The sequence below is a fragment of the Pseudomonas sp. genome (assembly GCF_028293835.1).
Taxonomy (GTDB): domain Bacteria; phylum Pseudomonadota; class Gammaproteobacteria; order Pseudomonadales; family Pseudomonadaceae; genus Aquipseudomonas.
Genome location: NZ_JAQGNX010000173.1, coordinates 1 through 22130 on the forward strand (window position 1 = coordinate 1; position 22130 = coordinate 22130).

19 protein-coding genes are annotated in these 22130 nt (G+C 57.3%); 4 read left to right on the forward strand and 15 right to left on the reverse strand.

All coding sequences use genetic code 11. From position 1 onward, the window contains the following. Nucleotides 1–180: 180 nt before the first annotated feature. The 14 genes from JWR17_RS23655 to dksA form a co-directional block, all read right to left on the reverse strand. Entirely contained in the window at nucleotides 181–1359 is a 1179-nt protein-coding gene (locus tag JWR17_RS23655; protein WP_299835403.1) for an acetyl-CoA C-acetyltransferase, read from the reverse strand. A 138-nt stretch (nucleotides 1360–1497) separates the two neighbouring features. Then, complete coding sequence (locus JWR17_RS23660) at nucleotides 1498–2376, reverse strand: oxygenase MpaB family protein (RefSeq protein ID WP_299835405.1); 879 nt, start codon at nucleotides 2374–2376, stop codon at nucleotides 1498–1500. Nucleotides 2377–2391: 15 nt separating this feature from the next. Then, nucleotides 2392–4329, reverse strand: a complete 1938-nt coding sequence (acs, locus tag JWR17_RS23665) for an acetate--CoA ligase (protein WP_299835407.1) — start codon at nucleotides 4327–4329, stop codon at nucleotides 2392–2394. Nucleotides 4330–4494: 165 nt separating this feature from the next. Beyond that, a complete protein-coding gene (gene pgi / locus JWR17_RS23670; protein WP_299835409.1) occupies nucleotides 4495–6159 on the reverse strand; it encodes a glucose-6-phosphate isomerase in 1665 nt (554 codons plus the stop codon). A gap of 241 nt (nucleotides 6160–6400) precedes the next feature. Beyond that, on the reverse strand, nucleotides 6401–6781 hold the full coding sequence (panD, locus tag JWR17_RS23675) for an aspartate 1-decarboxylase (RefSeq protein ID WP_299835411.1): 381 nt from the start codon (nucleotides 6779–6781) through the stop codon (nucleotides 6401–6403). A gap of 2 nt (nucleotides 6782–6783) precedes the next feature. Further along, nucleotides 6784–7635, reverse strand: coding sequence for a pantoate--beta-alanine ligase (gene panC / locus JWR17_RS23680; protein ID WP_299835412.1), 852 nt, complete (start codon nucleotides 7633–7635; stop codon nucleotides 6784–6786). Further along, a complete protein-coding gene (panB, locus tag JWR17_RS23685; protein ID WP_299835414.1) occupies nucleotides 7632–8432 on the reverse strand; it encodes a 3-methyl-2-oxobutanoate hydroxymethyltransferase in 801 nt (266 codons plus the stop codon). Before panB ends, panC begins: the two co-directional genes overlap by 4 nt. A 330-nt stretch (nucleotides 8433–8762) precedes the next feature. Further along, nucleotides 8763–9236, reverse strand: a complete 474-nt coding sequence (gene folK, locus JWR17_RS23690; protein WP_299835416.1) for a 2-amino-4-hydroxy-6-hydroxymethyldihydropteridine diphosphokinase — start codon at nucleotides 9234–9236, stop codon at nucleotides 8763–8765. A gap of 2 nt (nucleotides 9237–9238) precedes the next feature. After that, a complete protein-coding gene (locus JWR17_RS23695; protein ID WP_299835417.1) occupies nucleotides 9239–10654 on the reverse strand; it encodes a polynucleotide adenylyltransferase PcnB in 1416 nt (471 codons plus the stop codon). Nucleotides 10655–11383: 729 nt separating this feature from the next. Then, a complete protein-coding gene (locus tag JWR17_RS23700; protein ID WP_299835418.1) occupies nucleotides 11384–12826 on the reverse strand; it encodes a sigma-54 dependent transcriptional regulator in 1443 nt (480 codons plus the stop codon). Between the two features lie 23 nt (nucleotides 12827–12849). Then, nucleotides 12850–15804: a sensor histidine kinase gene (locus tag JWR17_RS23705; RefSeq protein ID WP_299835420.1), complete on the reverse strand. Its 2955-nt coding sequence runs from the start codon at nucleotides 15802–15804 to the stop codon at nucleotides 12850–12852. Then, nucleotides 15788–15964, reverse strand: coding sequence for a hypothetical protein (locus JWR17_RS23710; protein ID WP_297844152.1), 177 nt, complete (start codon nucleotides 15962–15964; stop codon nucleotides 15788–15790). Before JWR17_RS23710 ends, JWR17_RS23705 begins: the two co-directional genes overlap by 17 nt. 102 nt (nucleotides 15965–16066) lie before the next feature. Continuing rightward, nucleotides 16067–16954, reverse strand: coding sequence for a tRNA glutamyl-Q(34) synthetase GluQRS (gene gluQRS, locus JWR17_RS23715; protein WP_299835422.1), 888 nt, complete (start codon nucleotides 16952–16954; stop codon nucleotides 16067–16069). Nucleotides 16955–17045: 91 nt separating this feature from the next. Continuing rightward, complete coding sequence (dksA, locus tag JWR17_RS23720; RefSeq protein WP_299835423.1) at nucleotides 17046–17489, reverse strand: RNA polymerase-binding protein DksA; 444 nt, start codon at nucleotides 17487–17489, stop codon at nucleotides 17046–17048. Nucleotides 17490–17836: 347 nt separating this feature from the next. Here dksA and JWR17_RS23725 point away from each other — a divergent pair, with 347 nt between their 5' ends. Both JWR17_RS23725 and sfsA read left to right on the forward strand, forming a co-directional pair. Continuing rightward, entirely contained in the window at nucleotides 17837–19009 is a 1173-nt protein-coding gene (locus tag JWR17_RS23725; RefSeq protein ID WP_299835425.1) for a pyridoxal phosphate-dependent aminotransferase, read from the forward strand. Further along, a complete protein-coding gene (gene sfsA, locus JWR17_RS23730; RefSeq protein ID WP_299835427.1) occupies nucleotides 19009–19749 on the forward strand; it encodes a DNA/RNA nuclease SfsA in 741 nt (246 codons plus the stop codon). Before JWR17_RS23725 ends, sfsA begins: the two co-directional genes overlap by 1 nt. 45 nt (nucleotides 19750–19794) lie before the next feature. Here sfsA and JWR17_RS23735 read toward each other — a convergent pair whose 3' ends face one another. Further along, complete coding sequence (locus JWR17_RS23735) at nucleotides 19795–20124, reverse strand: Rieske (2Fe-2S) protein (RefSeq protein ID WP_299835429.1); 330 nt, start codon at nucleotides 20122–20124, stop codon at nucleotides 19795–19797. Nucleotides 20125–20403: 279 nt separating this feature from the next. Here JWR17_RS23735 and JWR17_RS23740 point away from each other — a divergent pair, with 279 nt between their 5' ends. Both JWR17_RS23740 and deoC read left to right on the forward strand, forming a co-directional pair. Then, nucleotides 20404–21159, forward strand: a complete 756-nt coding sequence (locus tag JWR17_RS23740) for a ChaN family lipoprotein (protein WP_299835431.1) — start codon at nucleotides 20404–20406, stop codon at nucleotides 21157–21159. 149 nt (nucleotides 21160–21308) lie between these two features. After that, nucleotides 21309–22079, forward strand: a complete 771-nt coding sequence (gene deoC / locus JWR17_RS23745) for a deoxyribose-phosphate aldolase (protein WP_299835433.1) — start codon at nucleotides 21309–21311, stop codon at nucleotides 22077–22079. The last annotated feature ends 51 nt before the right edge of the window (nucleotides 22080–22130 follow it).

A 22130-nucleotide genomic window follows, 5' to 3' on the forward strand; every position in this document is an offset into this window, starting at 1 on the left:
ACCTTCGGTGCTACGCACGCAATACTGCGTTAAAAACAGGCTCGTGCGCGAGTCCGATCAAAATGCTCATTTACAACCCGTAGAGTCGATCGCGACCCCGGCCGTTTCTCGCCTGTTTTTGCCTTGTTCTGCCTTCGCTCGCTACGTTTTCACCCGGCCTGTACAGCACGGTGCGAATGATCAGCGGGACAATGCCAGCGCTACGCCCTGGCCACCACCTATGCACAGTGTCGCCAAGCCTTTTTTGGCGTCGCGCTTGATCATTTCGTGCAGCAGGGTGACCAGTACGCGGCAGCCTGACGCTCCAATCGGGTGGCCCAGGGCGATGGCGCCGCCGTTGACGTTGACTTTGTTAGTGTCCCAGCCCAATTCCTTGGCCACCGACAGCGATTGAGCCGCGAAGGCTTCGTTGGCTTCGATCAGGTCCAGTTGATCAATCGACCAGCCGGCTTTGTCGAGGCAACGACGGGTGGCGCTGACCGGACCGATGCCCATGATGGCCGGATCTACACCTGCGTTGGCATAGGCCGCGATACGCGCGAGTACCGGCAAACCGAGTTTTTCGGCCTTGGCGGCGCTCATCAGGATCACCGCAGCAGCACCGTCATTGAGCGATGAGGCGTTACCTGCGGTGACCGTGCCGTCTTTCTTGAATGCGGGTCTGAGTTTGCCCAGGGATTCGGCGGTGGTTCCTGCGCGTGGTTGCTCGTCGGTGGCGAATGACACCGGGTCGCCCTTGCGCTGGGGAATCAGGATGGGGGTGATTTCATCGACAAAACGCCCGCCTTCAATCGCCGCTACCGCTTTCTGCTGCGAGGCGGCTGCGAACGCGTCTTGCGCTTCGCGGGTGATTTCATACTTGTCGGCCAGGTTTTCGGCCGTGATACCCATGTGGTAATCGTTGAAAGCATCCCACAAGCCGTCGCTGATCATGGTGTCCACGAGGGTGCTGTGGCCCATGCGCAGGCCGGTTCGTGCGCCCGGCATGACGTAGTTGGACAGGCTCATGTTTTCCTGACCGCCCGCGATGATCACGTCGGCGTCGCCACAGCGAATCGCCTGGGTCGCCAAGTGCAGAGCTTTCAAGCCTGAGCCGCAGACTTTGTTCAGGGTCATGGCAGGAACGGCAAACGGCAGACCGGCTTTGATCGCGGATTGACGAGCGGGGTTTTGTCCGGCACCAGCGGTTAATACCTGACCCATGATGACTTCATCGACTTCGGCCGGATCGAGACCGGTTTGTGCCAGCAATTGACGAATCACGGCAGCGCCCAAATCCACTGCGGAAATATTCGCTAAAGCACCTTGGAATGCACCGACTGCGGTACGGGTGGCAGCAACAATTACGACGTCTTGCATGGCAGGGTCCTCACAATGATTAAGATGCACGCGGGGCCAGGTTCGGTCGACCCGCTGCGCTGCAGCGTTGGCTGTGACAAAGGCGCACATGTTGTCACATATCAGCAGGCCGGTTCCAACTGCGAACTGCGCAGTCAGCTAATGGCGGTAGGTCAAACCCATGCGCCGATGCGCTCGCTGAACGGAGCCATTGCGCATTGCCCAGCGCAACACCGGGGCGCTACGCTTGACGCCGGCGCGAATCAAGCTGCGTTGCAGTGGGTTTTGATGCAGGCCGAACAGATCACTGGCCCAGCTTGGCAACAACTCGATGCCGGCTTGCATCATCAGCGCACCAAAGGGTTTGGCCAGTCGACTCGGTGCGGGTGCTTCCAGCAACAGGCGCAACACTTCCCGGCTGCGTTCGTCACACACTAATTGCGAGCGCAAGCGTTCAAGGTATTCAGCCACTGCCTGGCGCGAACGCGGTACGTCGCGGGCGCCGAGGCGTTCAGCAATGGTTGCGACTTCTGCGTAGTACAGGTCTTGGTCGGCAAGGGAAAGGTCCGGATTGCGATAGCGCAGATGGGCGCTGAGAAAACTGCTGACCTCGGCGACATGCACCCACGTCAGCAAATCCGGATCACTGGCTGCATACGGACGTCCATCGGGCGCGGTGCCGGTCACTTGCAGATGGATGGTACGAACCTTCTCAATCAGCCAATTGGCGTCCTGGGTCGAGCCGAACGTCGTACCGGCAATGAACTGCCCAGTCCGCCGCAGACGGCCCATCATGTCCTGACGAAACGTCGAATGATCCCAGACCCCCGCCAAAGCCAGTGGGTGCAGCGCTTGCAGCAGTAACGCACTGATTCCACCAATCAGCATGCTGCTGAAATCGGCATGCACCTGCCAACACATCGCGTGTGGTCCAAACAAGCCGGGGTCGCCCCTGGGATTTTCCAGGTCCAGTTGGCCCAAGGACAATCCGGTCAGGCTCGTGACTTGGGTTTCAATACGGCTACGAATGAATTCCATAGGTTCTCGGCAGGTTCATCGGTTCAGTCGTTTATCAATCAAACCTTCGACCACGCTTGGGTCTGCCAGGGTCGAGGTATCGCCCAGGCTGTCTAGCTCGTTGCAGGCTATCTTGCGCAAGATGCGGCGCATGATCTTACCCGAACGGGTTTTTGGCAACGCGGGCGCCCATTGAATCAATTCCGGTTTGGCGAAGCTGCCAATTTGGTTGCTGACCTGCGCCAGTAATTGCTTTTTCAGCGCGTCATTCGGCTCGATGCCATTCATGGGGGTGACAAACGCGTAAATGCCCATGCCCTTGACGTCATGGGGATAACCGACCACCGCCGCTTCGGCGATGCTGTCGTGCAGCAGTAAGGCGCTTTCAACTTCTGCGGTACCGATGCGGTGACCGGAAACATTGATCACATCGTCCACGCGTCCGGTTATCCAGTAATCGCCATCGTCGTCGCGGCGTGCGCCGTCGCCGGTAAAGTAATAACCCGGATAGGGTTTGAAATAGGTGTCGACCATGCGCTGCGGGTCGCCATAGATGCTGCGGATTTGCCCTGGCCAACTGGCTTTAATCGCCAGCAGGCCGCTGCCCGCGCCGTTGATTTCCTGGCCTTGCTCGTTCAGCAATACCGGTTGTACGCCAAACAGCGGACGTGTTGCGCAGCCGGGCTTGATTTGCCGGGCGCTGATCAGCGGCGTAAGCATGATGCCGCCCGTTTCGGTCTGCCACCAGGTATCAATAATCGGGCAGCGCTCTTTGCCCACATGGTGGAAATACCATTCCCAGGCTTCCGGATTGATCGGTTCGCCGACGCTGCCCAGCAAGCGCAGGCTTTCCCGCGAGGTGCTCAGCAATGGCATGGGTCCTTCGCGCATGAGTGCACGCAAGGCGGTGGGCGCTGTGTAGAAAATACTAACCTGATGCTTGTCGATGATCTGCCAAAAGCGCGAGGCATCCGGGTAATTCGGCACACCCTCAAAAATCAATGACGTTGCGCCGTTGGCCAGTGGGCCGTAAACGATATAGCTGTGCCCGGTGACCCAACCCACGTCCGCGGTACACCAGAAAATTTCACCGTCGCGGTAATCGAACACATACTTGAAGGTCATCGCGGCCTGCAGCAGGTAGCCGCCGGTGGTGTGCAATACGCCCTTGGGTTTGCCGGTGCTGCCCGAGGTGTAGAGAATAAACAGCGGGTCTTCGGCGTCCATCGGCTCGGGAGGGCAGTCGTCGCTGATGCCATGCGTAGCTTCGTGATACCAGATATCCCGGCCGGTAATCCAGTCGACGTCGCCTTGGGTTCGTTCCACAACCAGCACGGTGTGGACGTCCGGGCAACTGTGCAGGGCGGTATCGACGTTCTGTTTCAGCGCAATATATTTGCCGCCGCGTACGCCTTCATCGGCGGTGATCACAACTCGGCAGTCCGCATCCAGAATGCGATCACGCAGCGCATCCGGTGAAAAACCGCCAAACACTACGGAGTGCACGGCACCGATTCGCGCGCAGGCCAGCATTGCATAGGCAGCTTCAGGAATCATCGGCATATAGATGCACACCCGATCGCCTTTTTGCACGCCGCGACCCTTAAGGACGTTGGCCAGGCGGGCCACATGGCTGTGCAATTTCTTGTAGGTGATTTCAGCGGATTCGGAAGGACTGTCGCCCTCCCATACGATAGCAATCTGCTCGCCCCGGTCTTTTAGATGGCGGTCGATGCAGTTATAGCTAACGTTTAATTCGCCACCTTTGAACCAGGCGGCTTGCCCGGTCTTGAGGTCCGATTGCTGCACCTGTTGCCACGGCTTCGACCAGTGAATAAAGCGCTGAGCCTGTTCAGACCAAAAAGCGTCGGGGTCGTCTATGGACTGTTGATAAAGCCGCTGATAGTCATCGGGGCTCAGTTGCGCCGCTTTACGCACGGCGTCGGCGACGGGAAACTTGCTGATATCGAACATGAACGCATCCTTATTCTTGCTGACCCACCACCTGATCAGGTTGCGCTTCGGACGGAGTCGTTTCAAGGGAATAGGTGTGACGATAAAAGCTCAGGGACAAAAAGTTGGGGCAATAAAAAACCCGCCTGCTTGGTGAGCGGCGGGTTCTGCCAAGCAGGCTTGGGATCAGCCGCGGTGACGACCACGGAAATAATTGATCAGGCCTTGAGTTGATGCGTCGTCAGCGGGGGTTTCTTCGCTGCCGGTCAGGCGGTTGTAGACGCCTTTGCCCAGCTCTTTGCCCAATTCCACGCCCCATTGGTCAAAGGCATTGATGCCCCAGATGACGCTCTTGACGAAGACTTTATGCTCGTACATCGCAACCAACGCACCCAGACGACGAGGGCTGATACGTTCAACCACCAAGGTGTTGCTTGGACGGTTGCCTGGAATCACCTTGTGCGGCGCAAGTTTTTGCACTTCCTCTTCGGCCATGCCCTTATCCCGCAGCTCACCCTCGGCTTCGGCGAGGGTCTTGCCCATCATCAGGGCCTGGCTTTGCGACAGGCAGTTGGCGTACAGCCACTGGTGATGGTCGGCGACCGGGTTGAAGCTGACGATTGGCACGATGAAGTCAGCCGGGATCATCTGTGTGCCTTGGTGCAGCAACTGGTGATAAGCGTGCTGACCGTTGGCGCCAACGCCGCCCCAGATAACCGGGCCGGTATCGGTGGACACTGGCGTACCGTCCTGACGCACGCTTTTGCCGTTGGATTCCATGTCCAACTGCTGCAAATGCTTGGTGATGTTGCGCAGATAATGGTCGTACGGCAGGATCGCGTGGCTTTTCGCGCCCCAGAAGTTACCGTACCAGACACCCAGCAGGCCCAACAGCACCGGCATGTTCTGTTCGAACGGCGCGCTTTGGAAATGCTGGTCCATGGACGAGGCACCAGATAACAGTTCCTTGAAGTTGGACATGCCGATGGCCAGCGCAATAGGCAAGCCAATGGCCGACCACAGCGAGTAACGACCGCCAACCCAGTCCCACATCGGGAAAATGTTTTCTTCGCGGATACCAAAGGCTACGGCTGCCGCGTTGTTACTCGAAACCGCGATGAAATGGCGGTACAGCTCAGCCTCGGAACCACCTTGCGCCAAGTACCATGCACGAGCGGCCTGGGCGTTTTTCAGTGTTTCCAGGGTGTTGAACGACTTCGACGACACGATGAACAGTGTGGTCTCGGCGCGCAGCTTCATAGTCAGTTCATGAAACTCACTGCCGTCGATGTTGGCCAGGTAATGGCAGCGCACGCCTTTTTGCGCGTAGGACAGCAGCGCTTCAGACACCAGTTCCGGGCCCAGGAACGAACCGCCGATACCGATGTTGACGACGTCAGTGATAGGTTTCTCGGTGTAGCCGCGCCACAGCCCGTCATGGATGCGGCCCACCAGGTCAGTGATCTGATTGAGCACCTTGTGCACTTCAGGCATCACGTTGACGCCATTGACCGACAGCTTGTCGCCAACCGGGCGGCGAAGCGCGGTGTGCAAGGCTGGGCGACCTTCGGAGGCGTTGACGATTTCGCCGTCGAACAGCGCTTTGATCGCGCCCTTGAGGTCGACTTCGTTGGCCAGGTTAACCAGCAAGTCACGGGTTTCAGGGGTGATCAGGTTTTTCGAGTAATCGAGGAATAGCCCACAGCTGCTAAGGGTGAATTCATTGAAGCGCTGGGGGTCTGCGCTGAACGCGTCGCGCATGCTGAAATCCTGCATGGCTTTACGGTGTTGGGTCAGCGCCTGCCAGGCGGGTCGGGTGGTCACGTCGAGAGGAGTGCGGTAGTACGCCATCGCTGCGGATTTCCTTGTACTTGAACTGCCTTTTGGGCACTAAAAAGGCCTGGACGGTGTATGAAGAATCGAAGCACGATCACTGTGCGCATACAGGCAGCCGAACACTAACCCCAGTCTGCTCGCCTGTCTGCGCCTTGTTTGACCTGTACTTGGTACTATTTCACACCTCCGTGGCCGGGCTTCCCAGTGGGTCGTTGTCTACGGTGTCAAAACTTGTGTCGAAACTCATTTCAAAAAGTCAGGCTACCTGTACCGGTATGGCATTGCTGGTGTGGCTAAGTTCATTGCCGGGGGCCATGTACAGCATCCGCGGTTTGAAATTGAGTAGCTCCGCTTCGCTGTAATGAGCATAGGCCGCGATGATGACACGATCACCCACTTTCGCTTTATGTGCAGCGGCGCCGTTGACTGAAATCATCCGCGAGCCCTCTTCGCCGCGAATGGCGTAGGTGGTGAAGCGTTCGCCATTGTCGACATTGTAGATCTGGATTTGCTCGTACTCGCGAATTCCGGCCAGGTCGAGCCATTCGCCGTCGATGGCGCAAGAGCCTTCGTAGTCGAGTACAGCATGAGTAACCTCGGCACGGTGCAGCTTGGCCTTGAGCATGATTGCGTGCATGTTTATTCCTTGGTCAGGTGCAGATTGTCGATCAAACGGGTAGTGCCCTGATACGCCGCAGCCATGATCACCAGGTCGGGATCGGTCGCTGTGGTGGGTAGCAGGGTGGTCGCGTTGCGAACTTCCAGGTAGTCGAGGCGAAAGTGTGCGGCTTCGATCAGCTTCAGGCCTTCGGCGCGCAACGCCTGCACATCCTGCTCGCCACGTTGAATGCCGTCGGCGATGAGCTTGATGGCTCGGTACAGCGCTGGTGCGGCTGCACGCTGTTCCTGACTCAGGTAAATGTTACGCGACGACAGCGCGAGGCCGTCAGCCGCGCGTACGGTCGGTTCGCCAATGATCTGGATCGGCATGTTCAGGTCACGCACCAGGGCGCGAATAACCGCCAACTGCTGGAAGTCTTTTTGGCCGAACATCGCCAGGTCAGGCTGAACCATATTGAACAGCTTGCTGACGACAGTGGCCACGCCATCGAAATGACCGGGGCGGCTGCCGCCGCACAAGCCTTCCGACAGGTGCGGGACGCTGACACGGGTTTGGTGGTCCATGCCATGGGGGTACATTTCATCGACTGAGGGCGTGAACAGCAGATGACAACCGGCCTGCAGCAGGGCTTCCTGGTCGGCGGGCAACGTCCTTGGGTAAGTCGCCAAGTCTTCATTGGGGCCAAACTGCAGCGGGTTGACGAAGATGGTTGCCACAACGAAGTCGGTGCGTTGCGCAGCCTTGAGCACCAGCGCCGCATGGCCGCTGTGCAAGTTGCCCATGGTCGGCACAAGGCCAATGCGTTTGCCATCGCTGCGTGCCCGAGCGACGGCGGCGCGCAGCTCGCGGATGGTTTTTACTGTGTTCATGCGGAAAACCCGTGTTCAGTTGCCGGGAAACTTACTGCTTTGACAGCGGCGACATAAGCCTGAAGTGCTGACTGGATGTCCGGTTGGCCTGCCATGAAGTTTTTCACGAATTTGGGCACCCGTCCGGTAATGGAGAGGCCGAGCATATCGTGCAGAACCAGGACTTGGCCGTCGGTCGCGCTGCCCGCGCCAATGCCGATTACTGGCACTTTCACCGCTTGAGTGATTTCCAGGGCCAGCTCGCTGGGTACGCACTCAAGCAGAATCATGGCTACGCCCGCTTGCTCAAGCGCGATGGCATCGGCGCGCATCTGGCGGGCTTGCGCTTCAAGGCGCCCCTGCACTTTATAGCCGCCGAGAATATTGACCGACTGCGGGGTCAAGCCCATATGCGCGCACACCGGAATGCCACGTTCGGCCAGCAGCTTGATTGACTCGGCCAACCAGGCAGCGCCCTCGACTTTAATCATGTGCGCACCGGCCTGCATCAGCTGCGCACTGTTGGCAAAGGTTTGTTCGAGGGTGGCGTATGCCATAAAGGGCAAGTCAGCGAGGATCAACGCGCCCTGGTTGCCGCGCTTGACGCAGGCGACGTGGTAAGCCATCTCTGCATTGGTCACTGGAAGCGTGCTGTCATGGCCCTGCAGGACCATGCCCAGCGAGTCGCCGACCAAGAGTATTTCGACACCGGCCTGGCTGACAGCGTGAGCAAAGGTCGCGTCATAGCACGTCAGCATGGTGATTTTTTCACCTTTTTGCTTGAGGCTTTGCAGGGTCGTCAGGGTTATGTCTGGCATGGAAAGAATCCTCGTTCAGGCGCTGTGAAACTACTGCGAGCAACGCATGAGATCATCTGGAAAAACAGGCACACCGTCGTATGCGGTGTTTTGCAAAGGCCTGATTCGCGCCCTTTTGCCGAGTGATCGGCAGCGGGACGCCTATCTTCGTGATGAGGGGGCGTGAAGTCAATTACGGGTGTTACCGTTTGTTGGGGTCTGTTACTGCTGGCGGGGCGCAGGTAACCATCAAAAAACCCTGTAGGAGACAATTTGTTGGCGAGGCGTCCGATTGGATGTGCCCGATCAAATGCCTCGCCAACCAGTTGGCTCCTACAGATGATAGAGGGGTTACAGGCGTTCGAGGCCAACGAAAGGGCAATCGGACAGTAGTTGATCAAGAGTGCGGCCATCGGCCAGTTGCAGGTGGGGGGCCAGTTCGGCCAGGGGGTAGAGGACGAAGGCGCGGGCCTGCAAATGGTAGTGGGGCACCTTGAGCCGCGGCTCATCAATCACCCGATCACCGAACAGTATGATGTCCAGGTCCAGCGTTCGCGGCCCCCAGCGCTCATGCCGTTCGCGGCCTTGTTCCAGTTCGATGGCTTGCAGCGCATCGAGCAGGGTTAGCGGGTCCAGGTCGGTATTCAGCGCAGCCACGGCATTGGTGAAGCGTGGTTGGCCGGGCAGTAGGGAGTCGCTGGAATAAAAGGACGACACTCTCACCAGCTCGGATGACGCCAACTGCGCCAATGCGTTGAGGGCACTGCGCAATTGTTCGGCAGGGTCAGCCAGATTGCTGCCCAATCCGATGTAAACGCGTTCCATGATCAGTCGCCTGAGGTCATGGGGGCGTCGCTGGCGTTGCGTTTACGCTTGCTGCCGCTGCTGCGACGGCGTTTACGCGGGGCTGCGCCACTGGCGTCGGGCTTGCTGCCCAGGTCGCGAATCATGTTACGACGATCGCTTTCGTTGCCTTCCTGGTAATCGGTCCACCAGTCGCCCAGGCCATCGGTTTGCTCGCCAGCGATTTCCCGCAGCAACAGGAAGTCGTAGCCCGCACGGAAACGTGGATTATCGAGCAGCAGGTCAGCGCGCTTTCCGGTACGGCGCGGCAGGCGTTCCTGCATGTCCCAGATTTCCCGGATCGGCATGGTGAACCGTTTAGGGATCGCGATGCGTTGGCATTGCTCAACGATCAACTCGTGGGCGGCCTCCTGCATGGCTGGAATCGGCGGCATGCCACGTTCCTGCAAGCGCAGCACCTTGGCCGGGAGGGCAGGCCAAAGCATGGCAGCAAACAGAAAGGCAGGGGTGACCGGCTTGTTCTGCGAAATACGCAGGTCGGTATTGGCCAGCGCTTCGCTGATCAGGGTATGGGTGTAGGTCGGGTTCATTTCCAGCGACTTGGCGCTGGCCGGGAACAACGGCTCGAACAGCTCAAGGTCTACCAGCATCTCAAACGTGGATTCGGCGTAACCGGATAGAAACAGTTTCAGGACTTCCTCGAACAAGCGCGCGGAAGGAATATCCCGCAACATCGGCGCCAGTTGCCGAATCGGCGTGGCACTGTGTTTTTCGATGCCGAAATCCAGCTTCGCCGCGAAACGCACTGCGCGCAACATCCGCACAGGGTCTTCTTTATAGCGCTGTTCAGGATCACCGATCAGGCGGATCAAACGATTGCGGATGTCGTGCACGCCATTGGCGTAGTCGAGAACGCGCTCGGTGACCGGGTCGTAATACAGCGCATTGATCGTGAAGTCGCGACGTTGCGCGTCTTCTTCGAGGGTGCCATACACGTTGTCACGCAGGATGCGTCCGCTTTCGTTGCGGGAAGACTGATTGCTGTCTTCCTCTTCATCGTCTTGCGGATGATTGGCGCGAAACGTCGCAACCTCAATGATTTCCCGACCGAAGTGAACATGGACCAGCTTGAAACGCCGACCGATCACTCGCGCATTGCGAAATTCAGCGCGCACTTGTTCCGGCGTAGCACTGGTGGCGACGTCGAAATCCTTGGGCGTGATATTCAGCATCATATCGCGCACGCAGCCGCCAACCAGATAGGCCTGATAGCCGGCAGTTTGCAGACGCTCGACAATGTTGACCGCGTAACGACTGAACTGGCCGCGTTGCAGCGAATGCTGGCTGCTAGAGAGCACTTCTGGCGTGCTGCGTATGTGTTGCGTTTGTTGCGGTCGGCGCAATGGGGAGCGGAATGACTGGAACAGCTTTTTCAGCATGGGATGCACTGTTTGGAGGAATATTCGGCCAAAAAAGAAGAATGGCCGCATGATGGGCGGGGATTCTAGCATTTAGTCAGGGGATGGTGTAGGAAGCTGCACATGGCGGCTGTCTGAGCGGGTTTCAGGCCAGGAGCGAGAATGACAGAAGCTACTGGGGGAGCCGAAGCTCCCCCAAAGTTGTTTGCGCTTTATTTTTATTATTGAGTCGGGCTTTTTGTTTTTATTAAGTGCCCAATCCACAGGCTTACGCCTGCGAAACCTCCCAATCGGGAGTCAAGAGCAAACGGATTGCTTTGGTCGCTGCGTTGCAATGATCATTCGATCCAACCAGTTCAGGCGCTACCTTAGGGTAGTTTTTGTTGTTCTCAGCCTGGTCGCGGGGCAAGCCCCAAATACAACTCCTCTCCAAAAGAATCAGTTAGCTGCGCCTCCGCCGTCTTGTTTTTATTATGCGTGAGTCGATTCGTCTTATTTTTATTAGGGTGTGTTCGATGCTTTTTATTGTTCTTGTACTAGAGATATAGCAGGACCTGTGCCAACTTTTGAAATTCCTTTAAAACCGGGGGCTGGAGCAAGGTCGCGGGTTTTGACGGGCATAAAAAAGCCGTGCTTTCGTTACCTTAAGACCCGGCCTTTGTTACGCGCTAGAAATGGGGTAACAGTTGTTGCCGAAGTGGGAGGGGCGCGGGCCAGAGCCTCGCGCACATCGGTATTACTTCAATTGCTTCAGCTTTCGCTGGCAACGCTGGTTTTGCGCCGGGGAATACCCAGTCTCTGCCGGCGTTCCCACAAGCATTTACGGCTTACCCCCAGTTTCCGAGCCAATTCGGTCTCGGTCATGTGGTCCTGATGCTCAAGCACGAAGTGCTGGAAGTAGTCTTCCAGCGATAAATCTTCGGTGGGCTCATGGCTGGTGGAGCTGTTGGTGTTTTGCTGCGGGCCCAGACCGATGAAGTCTTCATCGTCCAGATCGCTCAGCTCAATATCGATGCCCAATAGTTCTGCAGAGATTTCCGGGCTTTCGCACAAAATCACCGAGCGTTCGATTGCGTTTTCCAATTCGCGAACGTTGCCTGGCCAAGTGTAATGACGTATCGCCTGTTCAGCATCGGGGGCAAACTTCAGGTCGGTCCGGCCGACCTTCGCGCTTTGTCGGGCCAGAAACGAGTGGGCGATTTCAAGCACGTCGGCGCCACGTTCACGCAAGGCGGGCAATTTCAGCGCAATAACGTGCAGGCGGTAATACAAGTCTTCACGGAACTGGCCGACTTTGGCCAGGCTCTTGAGGTCTCGGTGAGTTGCGGCGATCAAGCGCACATCCACTTTCTGCGACTGCACCGAGCCTACCCGGCGAATTTCGCCTTCCTGCAATACTCGCAGCAAACGTGCCTGAGCTTCGAGCGGTAACTCACCGATTTCGTCGAGGAACAACGTACCGCCGTCAGCGGCCTCGACCAGGCCGGCACGACCTGCGCTGGCACCGGTGAACGCGCCTTTCTCGTGACCGAATAATTCGGATTCGATGAGGGATTCGGGGATCGCGGCGCAGTTCACCGAAATCATCGGTGCTTTGGCGCGTTTGGACAGGTTGTGCAGGGCGCGTGCAACCAGCTCTTTGCCGGTGCCAGACTCACCCTGGATCAATACGTTGGAGTCCGTCGGTGCGACTTTGCGGATTTTGACGTAAAGATCCTGCATTGGTGGACACGAACCAATGATGCCGATCTCGCCGTTGCTGTTGTTTACCACGCCTTTGTCAGAAACGCTGGCAGGTTTCAACGCGGCAGCGCTGTGTTCGGCTTGCAGGCTTTGGATCGATTGTCGGTCACGCAGAATGCGGGCGACAGCCTGGAGCATTTCGTCGTGGTCGAAAGGCTTGGCGATGTAATCCACCGCGCCCATTTTCATCGAGTCCACGGCAGAGCGCAGGCTGGCATAGCTGGTCATGATCAGGACAGGTTTGCCCTGGCCCAGTTTGATCAGCTCAGTGCCCGGAGCGCCAGGCAGGCGCAAGTCGCTGACAATTAAGTCAAACGAGGCAATGCTGAAACGTTCCTGTGCTTCCTGCACTGAACCGGCTTCGCTGACCTGATATTGGTTACGTTCCAACAGGCGTCGCAGGGCCGAGCGGATAATTGTTTCGTCTTCGACGATCAGAATGTGCGGCATGTGATTCGATACTCTCGACGGTCTCAGTTCACAGCGGACGTCGCTTCGACATGACGCGGCAATGTCACCCGAATACGGGTGCCGCGTTGATGCTCGGGGTCGGCCGGGCTGTCGATGGTGATTTGTCCATAATGCTCTTCAACAATGGAATAGACCAGTGCAAGGCCCAGTCCGGTGCCTTCCCCCGGGTCCTTGGTGGTGAAGAACGGCTCGAACAATCGGTCCATGATTGATTTTGGAATGCCACTGCCTTCGTCTTCTACGATCAGATCGACAGTGTGTTCCGATACTTCGGTTTTAACTCGCACTGCGCTGCCCGATGGCGAAGCGTCACGTGCGTTGGTAAGCAGGTTTATCAAGACCTGCGCCAATCTTTGAGGGTCTCCATCGACCCAGTGTTCCGGGTTGCACAGATTGAAGAATTGCACCTCGTAATTGCGGCGATTCAGCGCCAGCAAACCGATAGCATCCTGGGCCACTTCCGCCAGGCATACCGCTTCGTCGGAATGTTGGTGGCTGCCGGCATGGGCGAAGCTCATGAGCGATTGCACGATGCGTGAAACGCGTTTTGTTTGCTCTAGAATCTGGCTGCTGATCTCGGTCAGCTCGCCATCGTCTTCACGCTCTTCGCGCAGATTTTGCGCCAGGCAGGCGATGCCGGTAATGGGGTTGCCGATTTCGTGAGCAACCCCCGCAGCCAAGCGCCCGATACTGGCGAGACGCTCGGAATGCACCAGCTTGTCTTCAAGCATTTGCGTGTCGGTCAAATCTTCAACCAACAACACCAAACCGCTGTTACCCGGCGCGAGCGGCTCATCGATAGCGGCTTTATGCAGGTTTAGCCAGCGTGTTTGGCCATCCAGGCCCAAACGTTGTTTATGTAAATGTTCGTCCGGCAGGTCGATAAAGCCCTGAAGCAGTTCTCGCCACGGATCGGCGATGGTTTCCAGCCGAGAGCCCACCACTCGCTGGGCGCCAATGCCTGTCAGCTCTTCCATGGCTTTGTTCCACATCAGAATCTCTTGATCCTTGGCCAGCGAGCACACACCCATGGGCAATTCTTGCAAGGTTTGGCGGTGATAGCGGCGCAAGGCATCGAGTTCGGCAGCAAGGCCAGTCAGCCGTGAGTGGTAATCCTCCAGGCGGCTTTCAATAAAGTGGATGTCTTCGGTGACATAATTTTCGCTGCCGGATTTATAGGGCAGAAACGTTTCAACCATGTCTTGAGCAACGCTCGGTCCCATCAGCCCCGAAAGGTTGGCTTCAATGCGGTCACGTAAGCGGCGCAACGCATATGGCCTACGCTCATCGAAAGGCAGATAAAGGTCACGCAGGGCCTGTTCAACTTCTTTCTGCGCGGCTTTGGCACCCAAAGGCTTGGCCAACTGCGTGGCGAATTCTTGAGGTGATGCAGCGTGTAGTTCTCGCCGTTGGGGACGCCGGACGTTATCCACCGCACAGGCCTCGGCCGCGCTGGCTTCTTCCGGGCTGCCGTCGGTGAACAGCGAGATCAACGTAAAGATCAGAACGTTGGCGGCCAGCGAGGCGATGGCTGCCATGTGCCAACTGTCGTCGCTAATCAGGTAAAGCCGATTCAGCATCGGTACGTAGATTTCTTGAATGCCGCCGATCAGCGGTAGCAACATGCTGACGAACCAGACGCTGATGCCGGCTAACAGCCCAGCGATAAAGCCGCGGCGGTTAGCGGTTGGCCAATACAGCACAGACAGCACGCCGGGCAAAAATTGTAAGGTCGCAACGAAGGCCACGATGCCAAGGTTCGCCAGATCCTGCTGTTTGCCGAGTAATAAATAGAACCCGTAACCCAGCATGATGATCGCGACGATCAGGCCGCGACGGGTCCACTTCAGCCAGCGATAAATATTACCTTCGGCGGGCGGTTGGTACAGCGGCAACACCAAATGGTTAAGCGCCATCCCCGACAACGCCAGGGTGGTGACGATGATCAGTCCACTGGCTGCCGACAGCCCTCCGACGTATGCCAGTAGCGCCAAGGCTTTATTGTTGGCGGCAATGCCCACCCCCAAAGTGAAATATTCCGGACTGGTTTGGGCGCCAAGCTTGAGCCCTGCCCACAAAATGAGTGGCACGGCGAGGCTGATCAGTAGCAGAAACAGGGGCAAACCCCAGCTGGCGCTGACCAACGAGCGCGGGTTGAGGTTTTCGGTAAACGTCATGTGATACATGTGCGGCATGACGATGGCAGAGGCGAAGAACACCAATAGCAGCGTGCGCCATGGACCTTCTTGCAACGGTGTATGCAGCGCGGCGAGGGCCGCCTGATTTTGCAGCAGCCATTGTTCCAGTTGCGTCGGCCCGTCGAAAACGCCGTATAGCGCGTACAAACCCACGCCGCCCATAGCCACCAGTTTGATGACCGATTCAAAGGCGATGGCGAACACCAGCCCTTCATGCTTCTCGCGCGTCGCAATGTGCCGCGAGCCGAAGAAGATGGTGAACAGCGTAATCAACGCGCAGAACGCCAGTGCGACGCGATTTTGCACCGGTTCGCGGGTCAGAATGCCGATTGAGTCAGCCACCGACTGGATCTGTAAGGCCAGCAGGGGCAGTACGCCTATCAACATGAAAATAGTGGTCAGTGCACCGGCCCAGGTACTGCGAAAGCGAAAGGCAAACAAATCCGCCAATGACGACAGCTGGTAGGTGCGAGTAATTTTTAGGATGGGGTAAAGCAATACCGGCGCCAGCAAAAATGCTCCGGACACACCCAGGTAGCTGGATAAAAAGCCGTAGCCGTACTGATACGCCAGGCCCACCGTGCCGTAAAACGCCCAGGCGCTGGCGTACACCCCAAGCGAAAGGGTGTAAGTCAGCGGGTGGCGGATGATCCAGCGCGGGATCAGGCCACGTTCACTGACCCAGGCCACGCCGAACAACACCAGCAGGTAGGCGGCGCTGACCAAAATCATCTGGGTCAGGCTAAAGGTCATCGGCATCTCGTTGACTCTGCAGAATAAAGGTCACGACGATCAGAATCAGCCAGAGCAAATACGGGCGATACCACGCGCCTGTCGCGTCAATCCACCAATCCATAATGGCTGGGGAGAACAGGTATATCCCCACCACCAGGAGCAGGACCAATCGATAGATGTACATGTTGGCCTCACTAAAAAGGTCGGGCGATGGTACTGGATGGTAGCGAAGCTGCAAGTGGCGTTTTAGTCGTCGTTACGGCTTGATCACGCCGAAGGCTCTAATTCAGCTTAACTCGGCCTCTTGTATGTGCCGAGTCCGAGGTATCAGGTCTGCATTCCAGTGCTTGATTGCCCATCCCAATACCTCTTTGGGGCTGGCGTATTCCAGCCCATCGTCAGTTGGCTGACCCAGCGCGCGTAAGGCGCGTACGAGTAACGGGGTGGCTTGATCAGTTGGCAGAGGTGGGGAGCGGTACGACTTGCCCAGCTTATTGCCGTCGGGCTGAGTGATCAGGGGGAGGTGCAGATAACGGGGCTGGGGCAACCCCAACAGCTCTTGCAGGTAAAGCTGTCGGGGCGTTGAATCGAGCAAGTCGGCACCGCGCACAATATCGGTAATGCCTTGCCAGGCATCGTCGATCACCACCGCCAATTGATACGCATAAAGGCCATCACGGCGACGAACCACGAAGTCGCCTACGTCGCTGCCCAGGTGCTGAGCAAACACGCCTTGCACTCGGTCTTCAAAGCGATATTCCAGCTCGGGGACCCGGATGCGTATGGCTGCGTTTTGCGGCTGGTGTCCAGCGTTGCGGCATACGCCGGGGTAAACCCCATTAAATGCCTCCAACTGCTTGCGCGAACAGGTGCAGGCATAGGCCAGCCCCTGGCTGAACCAGCGATCGACCACTTGCGCATAGGCTTCATGTCGCTGGCTTTGGTTGATCAATTCGCCATCCCACTCGAGCGCGTAGCTTTCCAGGGTACGCAAAATAGCCTGTTGTGCCCCGGCGACTTCTCGAGGCGGGTCGAGGTCTTCCATGCGCATCAGCCATTGTCCACCTACGGCACGGGCGTCGAGGTATGACGCCAGGGCTGCGACCAATGAACCAAAGTGCAAGTAACCGCTGGGGGTTGGCGCAAAGCGCCCAATGTACGAGGGGGAATTCATGGGCTGATGTTACTGGAACAGCGCGATGACGATCTACCAAAATAAGCGCGTCAGAAACGACAAGGGGCGCCGGAGCGCCCCTTATGACAGGTCACTTACCGACCTGTTTTTCCTTGATTTCAGCCAAGGTTTTACAATCGATGCAAAGGTCTGCGGTAGGACGAGCTTCAAGTCGGCGAATGCCGATCTCTACGCCGCAGGATTCACACCAGCCATATTCCTCGTCTTTGATCAAACCGAGCGTCTTGTCGATTTTTTTGATTAATTTGCGTTCTCGGTCACGCGCTCGCAGTTCAAGGTTGAACTCTTCTTCCTGGCTTGCACGGTCTGCCGGGTCAGGAAAGTTGGCCGCTTCGTCCTTCATGTGATCGACGGTCCGATCAACCTCTACCATCAGCTGCTGCTTCCACTTGTTGAGGATGCTGACGAAGTGAGCGCGCATGGGCTCGCTCATGTACTCCTCGCCTTTACTGATAGCGTAGGGTTCGAAGTCACGAACTTGCGGACTGTTTTGCTGCTTTTCTTGGGTGGGCATGAATGGACCGCCTCTCGCTTTTCTATCCATTGCGCAGGAATATTCCTTCACCGACACCTGCCGGCCCTGCGGCTGCAAGCGGGCGAACTTACCAGATCAAATCAGAGTGCGCTACTCCCTGATGACGAGCGCACTGTTACCTTTTTGTCTTTCAACAGCCTGTTGCTTCAGTGTGTTGCAAAAAAACCATTGCAAAAATGGATTTTACTCCCAGCCAGCCGGCGCATTCGGATTTTTTAGGGCCGGGATTTGTTATCAGGCGGCCATTTTATAAACCAGACTACGGGGCTGTCGGTTGGGTAGAATCAGCCAATTATCAGTTCGACTCTCGCATTAAAGGAAGATTCATGGCTCACCCCTACAGTGCGCGAAGTCGCGCCATCGAACCCTTTCACGTCATGGCCTTATTGGCGCGAGCGAACGAACTGCAGGCGGCAGGCCACGATGTCATTCACCTCGAAATTGGAGAGCCTGACTTCACCACGGCTGCGCCAATTATTGCTGCCGGTCAAGCTGCATTGGCCGCCGGCAAGACCCGTTACACCGCTGCTCGGGGGTTGCCGGAGTTGCGCGAGGCCATCGCCGGGTTCTATGCGCTACGCTATAAAGTGACCATCGACCCAAAACGAATTCTTGTCACGCCGGGTGGCTCAGGTGCCTTGTTGTTGGCAACCAGCCTGTTGGTGGATCCCGGCAAGCATTGGTTGTTGGCAGATCCGGGGTATCCCTGTAATCGACATTTTTTACGTCTGGTCGAAGGTGCGGCGCAATTAGTGCCCGTCGGGCCGGAGGTGCGTTATCAATTGACCCCTGATTTGGTGGCCCGGCACTGGGATAAAGACAGCGTCGGTGCGCTGGTTGCATCGCCTGCCAATCCAACCGGCACGATGTTGACCCGGGATGAGTTGGCGGCGCTGTCCGCTGCGTTAAAAGCGCGCCATGGGCATCTGGTGGTAGACGAGATCTACCACGGCTTGACCTATGGTTGTGATGCAGCCAGCGTGTTGGAAGTCGATAACGACGCCTTTGTGCTCAACAGCTTCTCCAAATATTTCGGCATGACCGGCTGGCGGCTGGGTTGGTTGGTTGCGCCAGAAGATGCCGTGGCTGACCTGGAGAAACTTGCGCAGAATCTCTATATCAGCGCGCCAAGCATGGCGCAGTACGCGGCGCTCGCCTGTTTTGAATCGCAAACCCTGGAAATCCTCGAAGAACGGCGCGCCGAATTCGGCCGGCGCCGAGACTTCCTGCTGCCCGCATTGCGCGAGTTGGGCTTCGGTATCGCCGTCGAGCCTGAGGGTGCGTTCTATCTGTATGCAGACATCAGCGCTTTTGGCGGTGACGCGTTCGCGTTCTGCCGACACTTTCTTGAGGTTGAGCACGTCGCTATCACGCCTGGGCTGGATTTCGGCCGCTTCCAGTCGGGTCATCACGTTCGTTTTGCATACACCCAGAGCTTGCCTCGATTACAAGAAGCCGTTGCACGAATTGCCCATGGGTTGCGGAGTTGGCAAGGCTGATGCGTTTTTTTCCAGAGCTCGAACACGGTCGTCTGTTGGTTCGCTATAAGCGCTTTCTGGCTGACATAGAAACTGACGGGGGTGAAAAATTGACCATTCACTGCCCGAATACCGGCTCAATGTTTAACTGCATGGCCCCGAATGGTCGGGTCTGGTTCAGTCGTTCCAGCGACCCAAAACGGAAACTACCGGGCACGTGGGAAATTGCCGAAACGCCTCAAGGGCGGTTGGCCTGTGTCAACACTGGGCGCGCCAATAATTTAGTCGAAGAAGCCCTGCGCGCCGGACTGATAACCGAACTAAACGGCTTCACCGCGCTCAAGCGGGAAGTGGCGTACGGCCAGGAAAAGAGTCGGGTGGACTTCCGTCTGGAGTTTCCAGGCGGGCCAGCGTTTGTGGAAGTCAAAAGTGTCACCCTGGGGTTTGATGACTCGCCGATTGCAGCGTTTCCTGATTCAGTGACCCAGCGTGGCGCGCGCCACCTGCGGGAGTTGGCGGTGCTGGCGCGGCAGGGTACACGGGCGGTGCTGCTGTATTGCGTCAACTTGACCGGCATCGAAGCTGTGCGCCCGGCCGAGGAGATCGACCCGCTTTATGCGATGGCCCTGCGTGAGGCGATGCTGGCGGGGGTCGAAGTGTTGGCTTACGGCGTGCAGTTGACCCCGCAAGAAATTCGCATCGACCGTCGGCTGGAGGTGCATTTGGCGCCCGCTCCGGTCAAGCAACTCATAATTTGCTGAACGAGCAGCTGCCACGAATTGTGTTTGCTCGCAGTGTGGGGTCTGCTAGTCATCCGCAGGAAGACTGATCCAGATGCCACTTGAGTCTTCGCGACAGTTGATCGCCCTCAGTGACTTTCCCGCGCAGGGGCCAGCTACGCATTCGCCGCTCTCGATGAGAAACAGTGCGCCATGGGTTGCGCATTGGATCAGGCTGGCGCTGGCGTCGAGAAACTGATCGGTCTTCCAATCAAGGGGTACGCCTCGGTGCGGGCAGCGATTGCGGTAAACGAACACCAGCCCTTGTCGGCGTACAGCCACTAGTTTCTGCCCGTCTATTTCAAAGCCCCGACTGTGCGCTTCAGCCAGATACTTCGCGTCGCAGAGGAATTTCATCCGGGTTGTCCCGTCGTATGGTCAAGGCTGTGCAGTGTCGCAGGTCCCGATGCTCGGCGCTGCTTAACGTGCCCTAGAGCCTCTGCACCGGCTCGCCTGGCGGCAAGAACGCATATTGCCGACCAAATGCGCTGTGCTGACCGTTATCTTCAATGACGTGAGGCGTGCTGCGGGGTATGTTGTCATTTGCAGTTATAAGCGTGTCAGCGTGTATTCGTTTGGCAATATTAAGTGGGCATACCCCCTTGGCAAAACCCTCTTGAGCATGTGGATGTAGGCATGATTCGTGATTTAAGAAATGGGCATAAACTGACAGCGCAACAGCTCGCTGAACGGTTGGCACAGGCAGCCATAGTGTTGGTCGGGGAGCGGCACGATAATCCGGATCATCAAGCGTTAGAGCTTTGGATCATGCAGGTGCTGGCGGATCGGCGTGCCCAGGGGAGCCTATTAATGGAGATGCTCAACCCAGGCCAGCAGTCAAAAGTCGATGAAATCACTGCCGCATTCAAATCGACTGACCCAGCAAATATTCCGACTGCCCTGGAATGGCAAGACGGCTGGGACTGGGCTTTATATGGACCTATCGTTCGTTACGCTCTCGGGCAACCCTATCCGTTGTTGTCGGCTAATCTGAGCCCCGATGAGATTTGCGCAATCTATTCGCATCAACCCACGCTGACGGGCACGCATTCGTCAGCTCCGGCGGTGCGTGAGCTACTGCAAGCGCACATTGGCGATGCCTATGATCACCGGTTGCCGGAAGAATCCCTCCCAGGGCTGCTCGCTGTTCAGCAGCAGCGTCACCGCTGTATGGCTCAGCGACTGCTCGTAGCGCCTGCGCCTGCGCTGCTATTCGCCAGCGCTTACCACGTACGTAAGGATATCGGCGTACCGCTGCACCTTCTCGACCTGGGAGCGGTGGACGGGGCAGTGGTATTAATGTTGGCGGAAGTGGGTGTGCACGTGACATCGGCTGCTGCTGATTACGTCTGGTACACCGGCGCCTTATCCGGGAAGGACTACGGCGGTTAGGGCGGACGAACCTTCGTCAGCTCGCCCACTGTTGCTCCTGGTTAGGATGCTTCCTGTATTTGTGTAGTCCTTTTCCCTGTTCGGGGATCGATCAAGTTTGAAACCTTCGTCTCGTTTATTGTCCTGGCTGTCACCCAAGGATTGAACGGATGGAAGGCATGAATGCACAAGAGGAGCGATTGGCGCTTCAAATGATCAAGCTGCTGGATTTGACCTCGCTCAACGTCGGTGACGACGAAGAGCGCGTCATCGCCCTTTGCCGAAAGGCGGTGACCCCGGTGGGCGTTGTAGCATCGGTGTGTGTCTATCCACAGTTTGTTCAGTTGGCGCGGCGTACTCTGGACGGTTTGCGAAGCGAGAGTGTGCGCATTTCCACGGTCGCCAATTATCCCTACGGCGGGTCGAGCCTTGAGGCCGCTGTTTATGAAACTCGGGCTGCTTTAGCGTCCGGTGCAAATGAGGTCGGCGTGGTTTATCCCTACCGCATGCAGCTCACCGGAGACAAGCAGGCCGCAACTGACGTGGTCGACGCCTGTAGAGAGACCTGCGGGGACAGGGCACTTTTGAAGGTCATTCTTGAAACCGGTGAACTGAAAGATCCGCAAATCATCCGCAATGTGTGTCTGGACATGATCGCGGTAGGGGTCGACTTCATTGAAACCAGTACCGGCAAGCTCACAACCAATGCCACCCCGCAAGCCGCGAGGATCATTCTGGAGGCCATTGCTGAAGCTGGCGGGCAGGGTGGTTTCAAAGCGGCGGGCGGTATTCGAACGTTTGAAGATGCCAGGGTCTATCTTGACCTGGCGAAAGCCCGCTTCGGCCCACACTGGGTTAACGTCAATCGAGTCCGGCTGGGCGCCTCCAGCTTGCTTGATGACGTGCTCACGCGTTTGGGAATTCTGGCACCTGGGCGCTGATGGGGCTTGAGTCGGTTTTCAGCGCGCAAAAAAAAGACCCGGCAAAACTGC

Coding starts and splice junctions, on each gene's coding strand:
- JWR17_RS23655 (WP_299835403.1), bottom strand. CDS start 1,359: ATGCAAGACGTCGTAATTGTTGCTGCCACCCGTACCGCAGTCGGTGCA.
- JWR17_RS23660 (WP_299835405.1), bottom strand. CDS start 2,376: ATGGAATTCATTCGTAGCCGTATTGAAACCCAAGTCACGAGCCTGACC.
- acs (WP_299835407.1), bottom strand. CDS start 4,329: ATGTTCGATATCAGCAAGTTTCCCGTCGCCGACGCCGTGCGTAAAGCG.
- pgi (WP_299835409.1), bottom strand. CDS start 6,159: ATGGCGTACTACCGCACTCCTCTCGACGTGACCACCCGACCCGCCTGG.
- panD (WP_299835411.1), bottom strand. CDS start 6,781: ATGCACGCAATCATGCTCAAGGCCAAGCTGCACCGTGCCGAGGTTACT.
- panC (WP_299835412.1), bottom strand. CDS start 7,635: ATGAACACAGTAAAAACCATCCGCGAGCTGCGCGCCGCCGTCGCTCGG.
- panB (WP_299835414.1), bottom strand. CDS start 8,432: ATGCCAGACATAACCCTGACGACCCTGCAAAGCCTCAAGCAAAAAGGT.
- folK (WP_299835416.1), bottom strand. CDS start 9,236: ATGGAACGCGTTTACATCGGATTGGGCAGCAATCTGGCTGACCCTGCC.
- JWR17_RS23695 (WP_299835417.1), bottom strand. CDS start 10,654: ATGCTGAAAAAGCTGTTCCAGTCATTCCGCTCCCCATTGCGCCGACCG.
- JWR17_RS23700 (WP_299835418.1), bottom strand. CDS start 12,826: ATGCCGCACATTCTGATCGTCGAAGACGAAACAATTATCCGCTCGGCC.
- JWR17_RS23705 (WP_299835420.1), bottom strand. CDS start 15,804: ATGCCGATGACCTTTAGCCTGACCCAGATGATTTTGGTCAGCGCCGCC.
- JWR17_RS23710 (WP_297844152.1), bottom strand. CDS start 15,964: ATGTACATCTATCGATTGGTCCTGCTCCTGGTGGTGGGGATATACCTG.
- gluQRS (WP_299835422.1), bottom strand. CDS start 16,954: ATGAATTCCCCCTCGTACATTGGGCGCTTTGCGCCAACCCCCAGCGGT.
- dksA (WP_299835423.1), bottom strand. CDS start 17,489: ATGCCCACCCAAGAAAAGCAGCAAAACAGTCCGCAAGTTCGTGACTTC.
- JWR17_RS23725 (WP_299835425.1), top strand. CDS start 17,837: ATGGCTCACCCCTACAGTGCGCGAAGTCGCGCCATCGAACCCTTTCAC.
- sfsA (WP_299835427.1), top strand. CDS start 19,009: ATGCGTTTTTTTCCAGAGCTCGAACACGGTCGTCTGTTGGTTCGCTAT.
- JWR17_RS23735 (WP_299835429.1), bottom strand. CDS start 20,124: ATGAAATTCCTCTGCGACGCGAAGTATCTGGCTGAAGCGCACAGTCGG.
- JWR17_RS23740 (WP_299835431.1), top strand. CDS start 20,404: ATGATTCGTGATTTAAGAAATGGGCATAAACTGACAGCGCAACAGCTC.
- deoC (WP_299835433.1), top strand. CDS start 21,309: ATGGAAGGCATGAATGCACAAGAGGAGCGATTGGCGCTTCAAATGATC.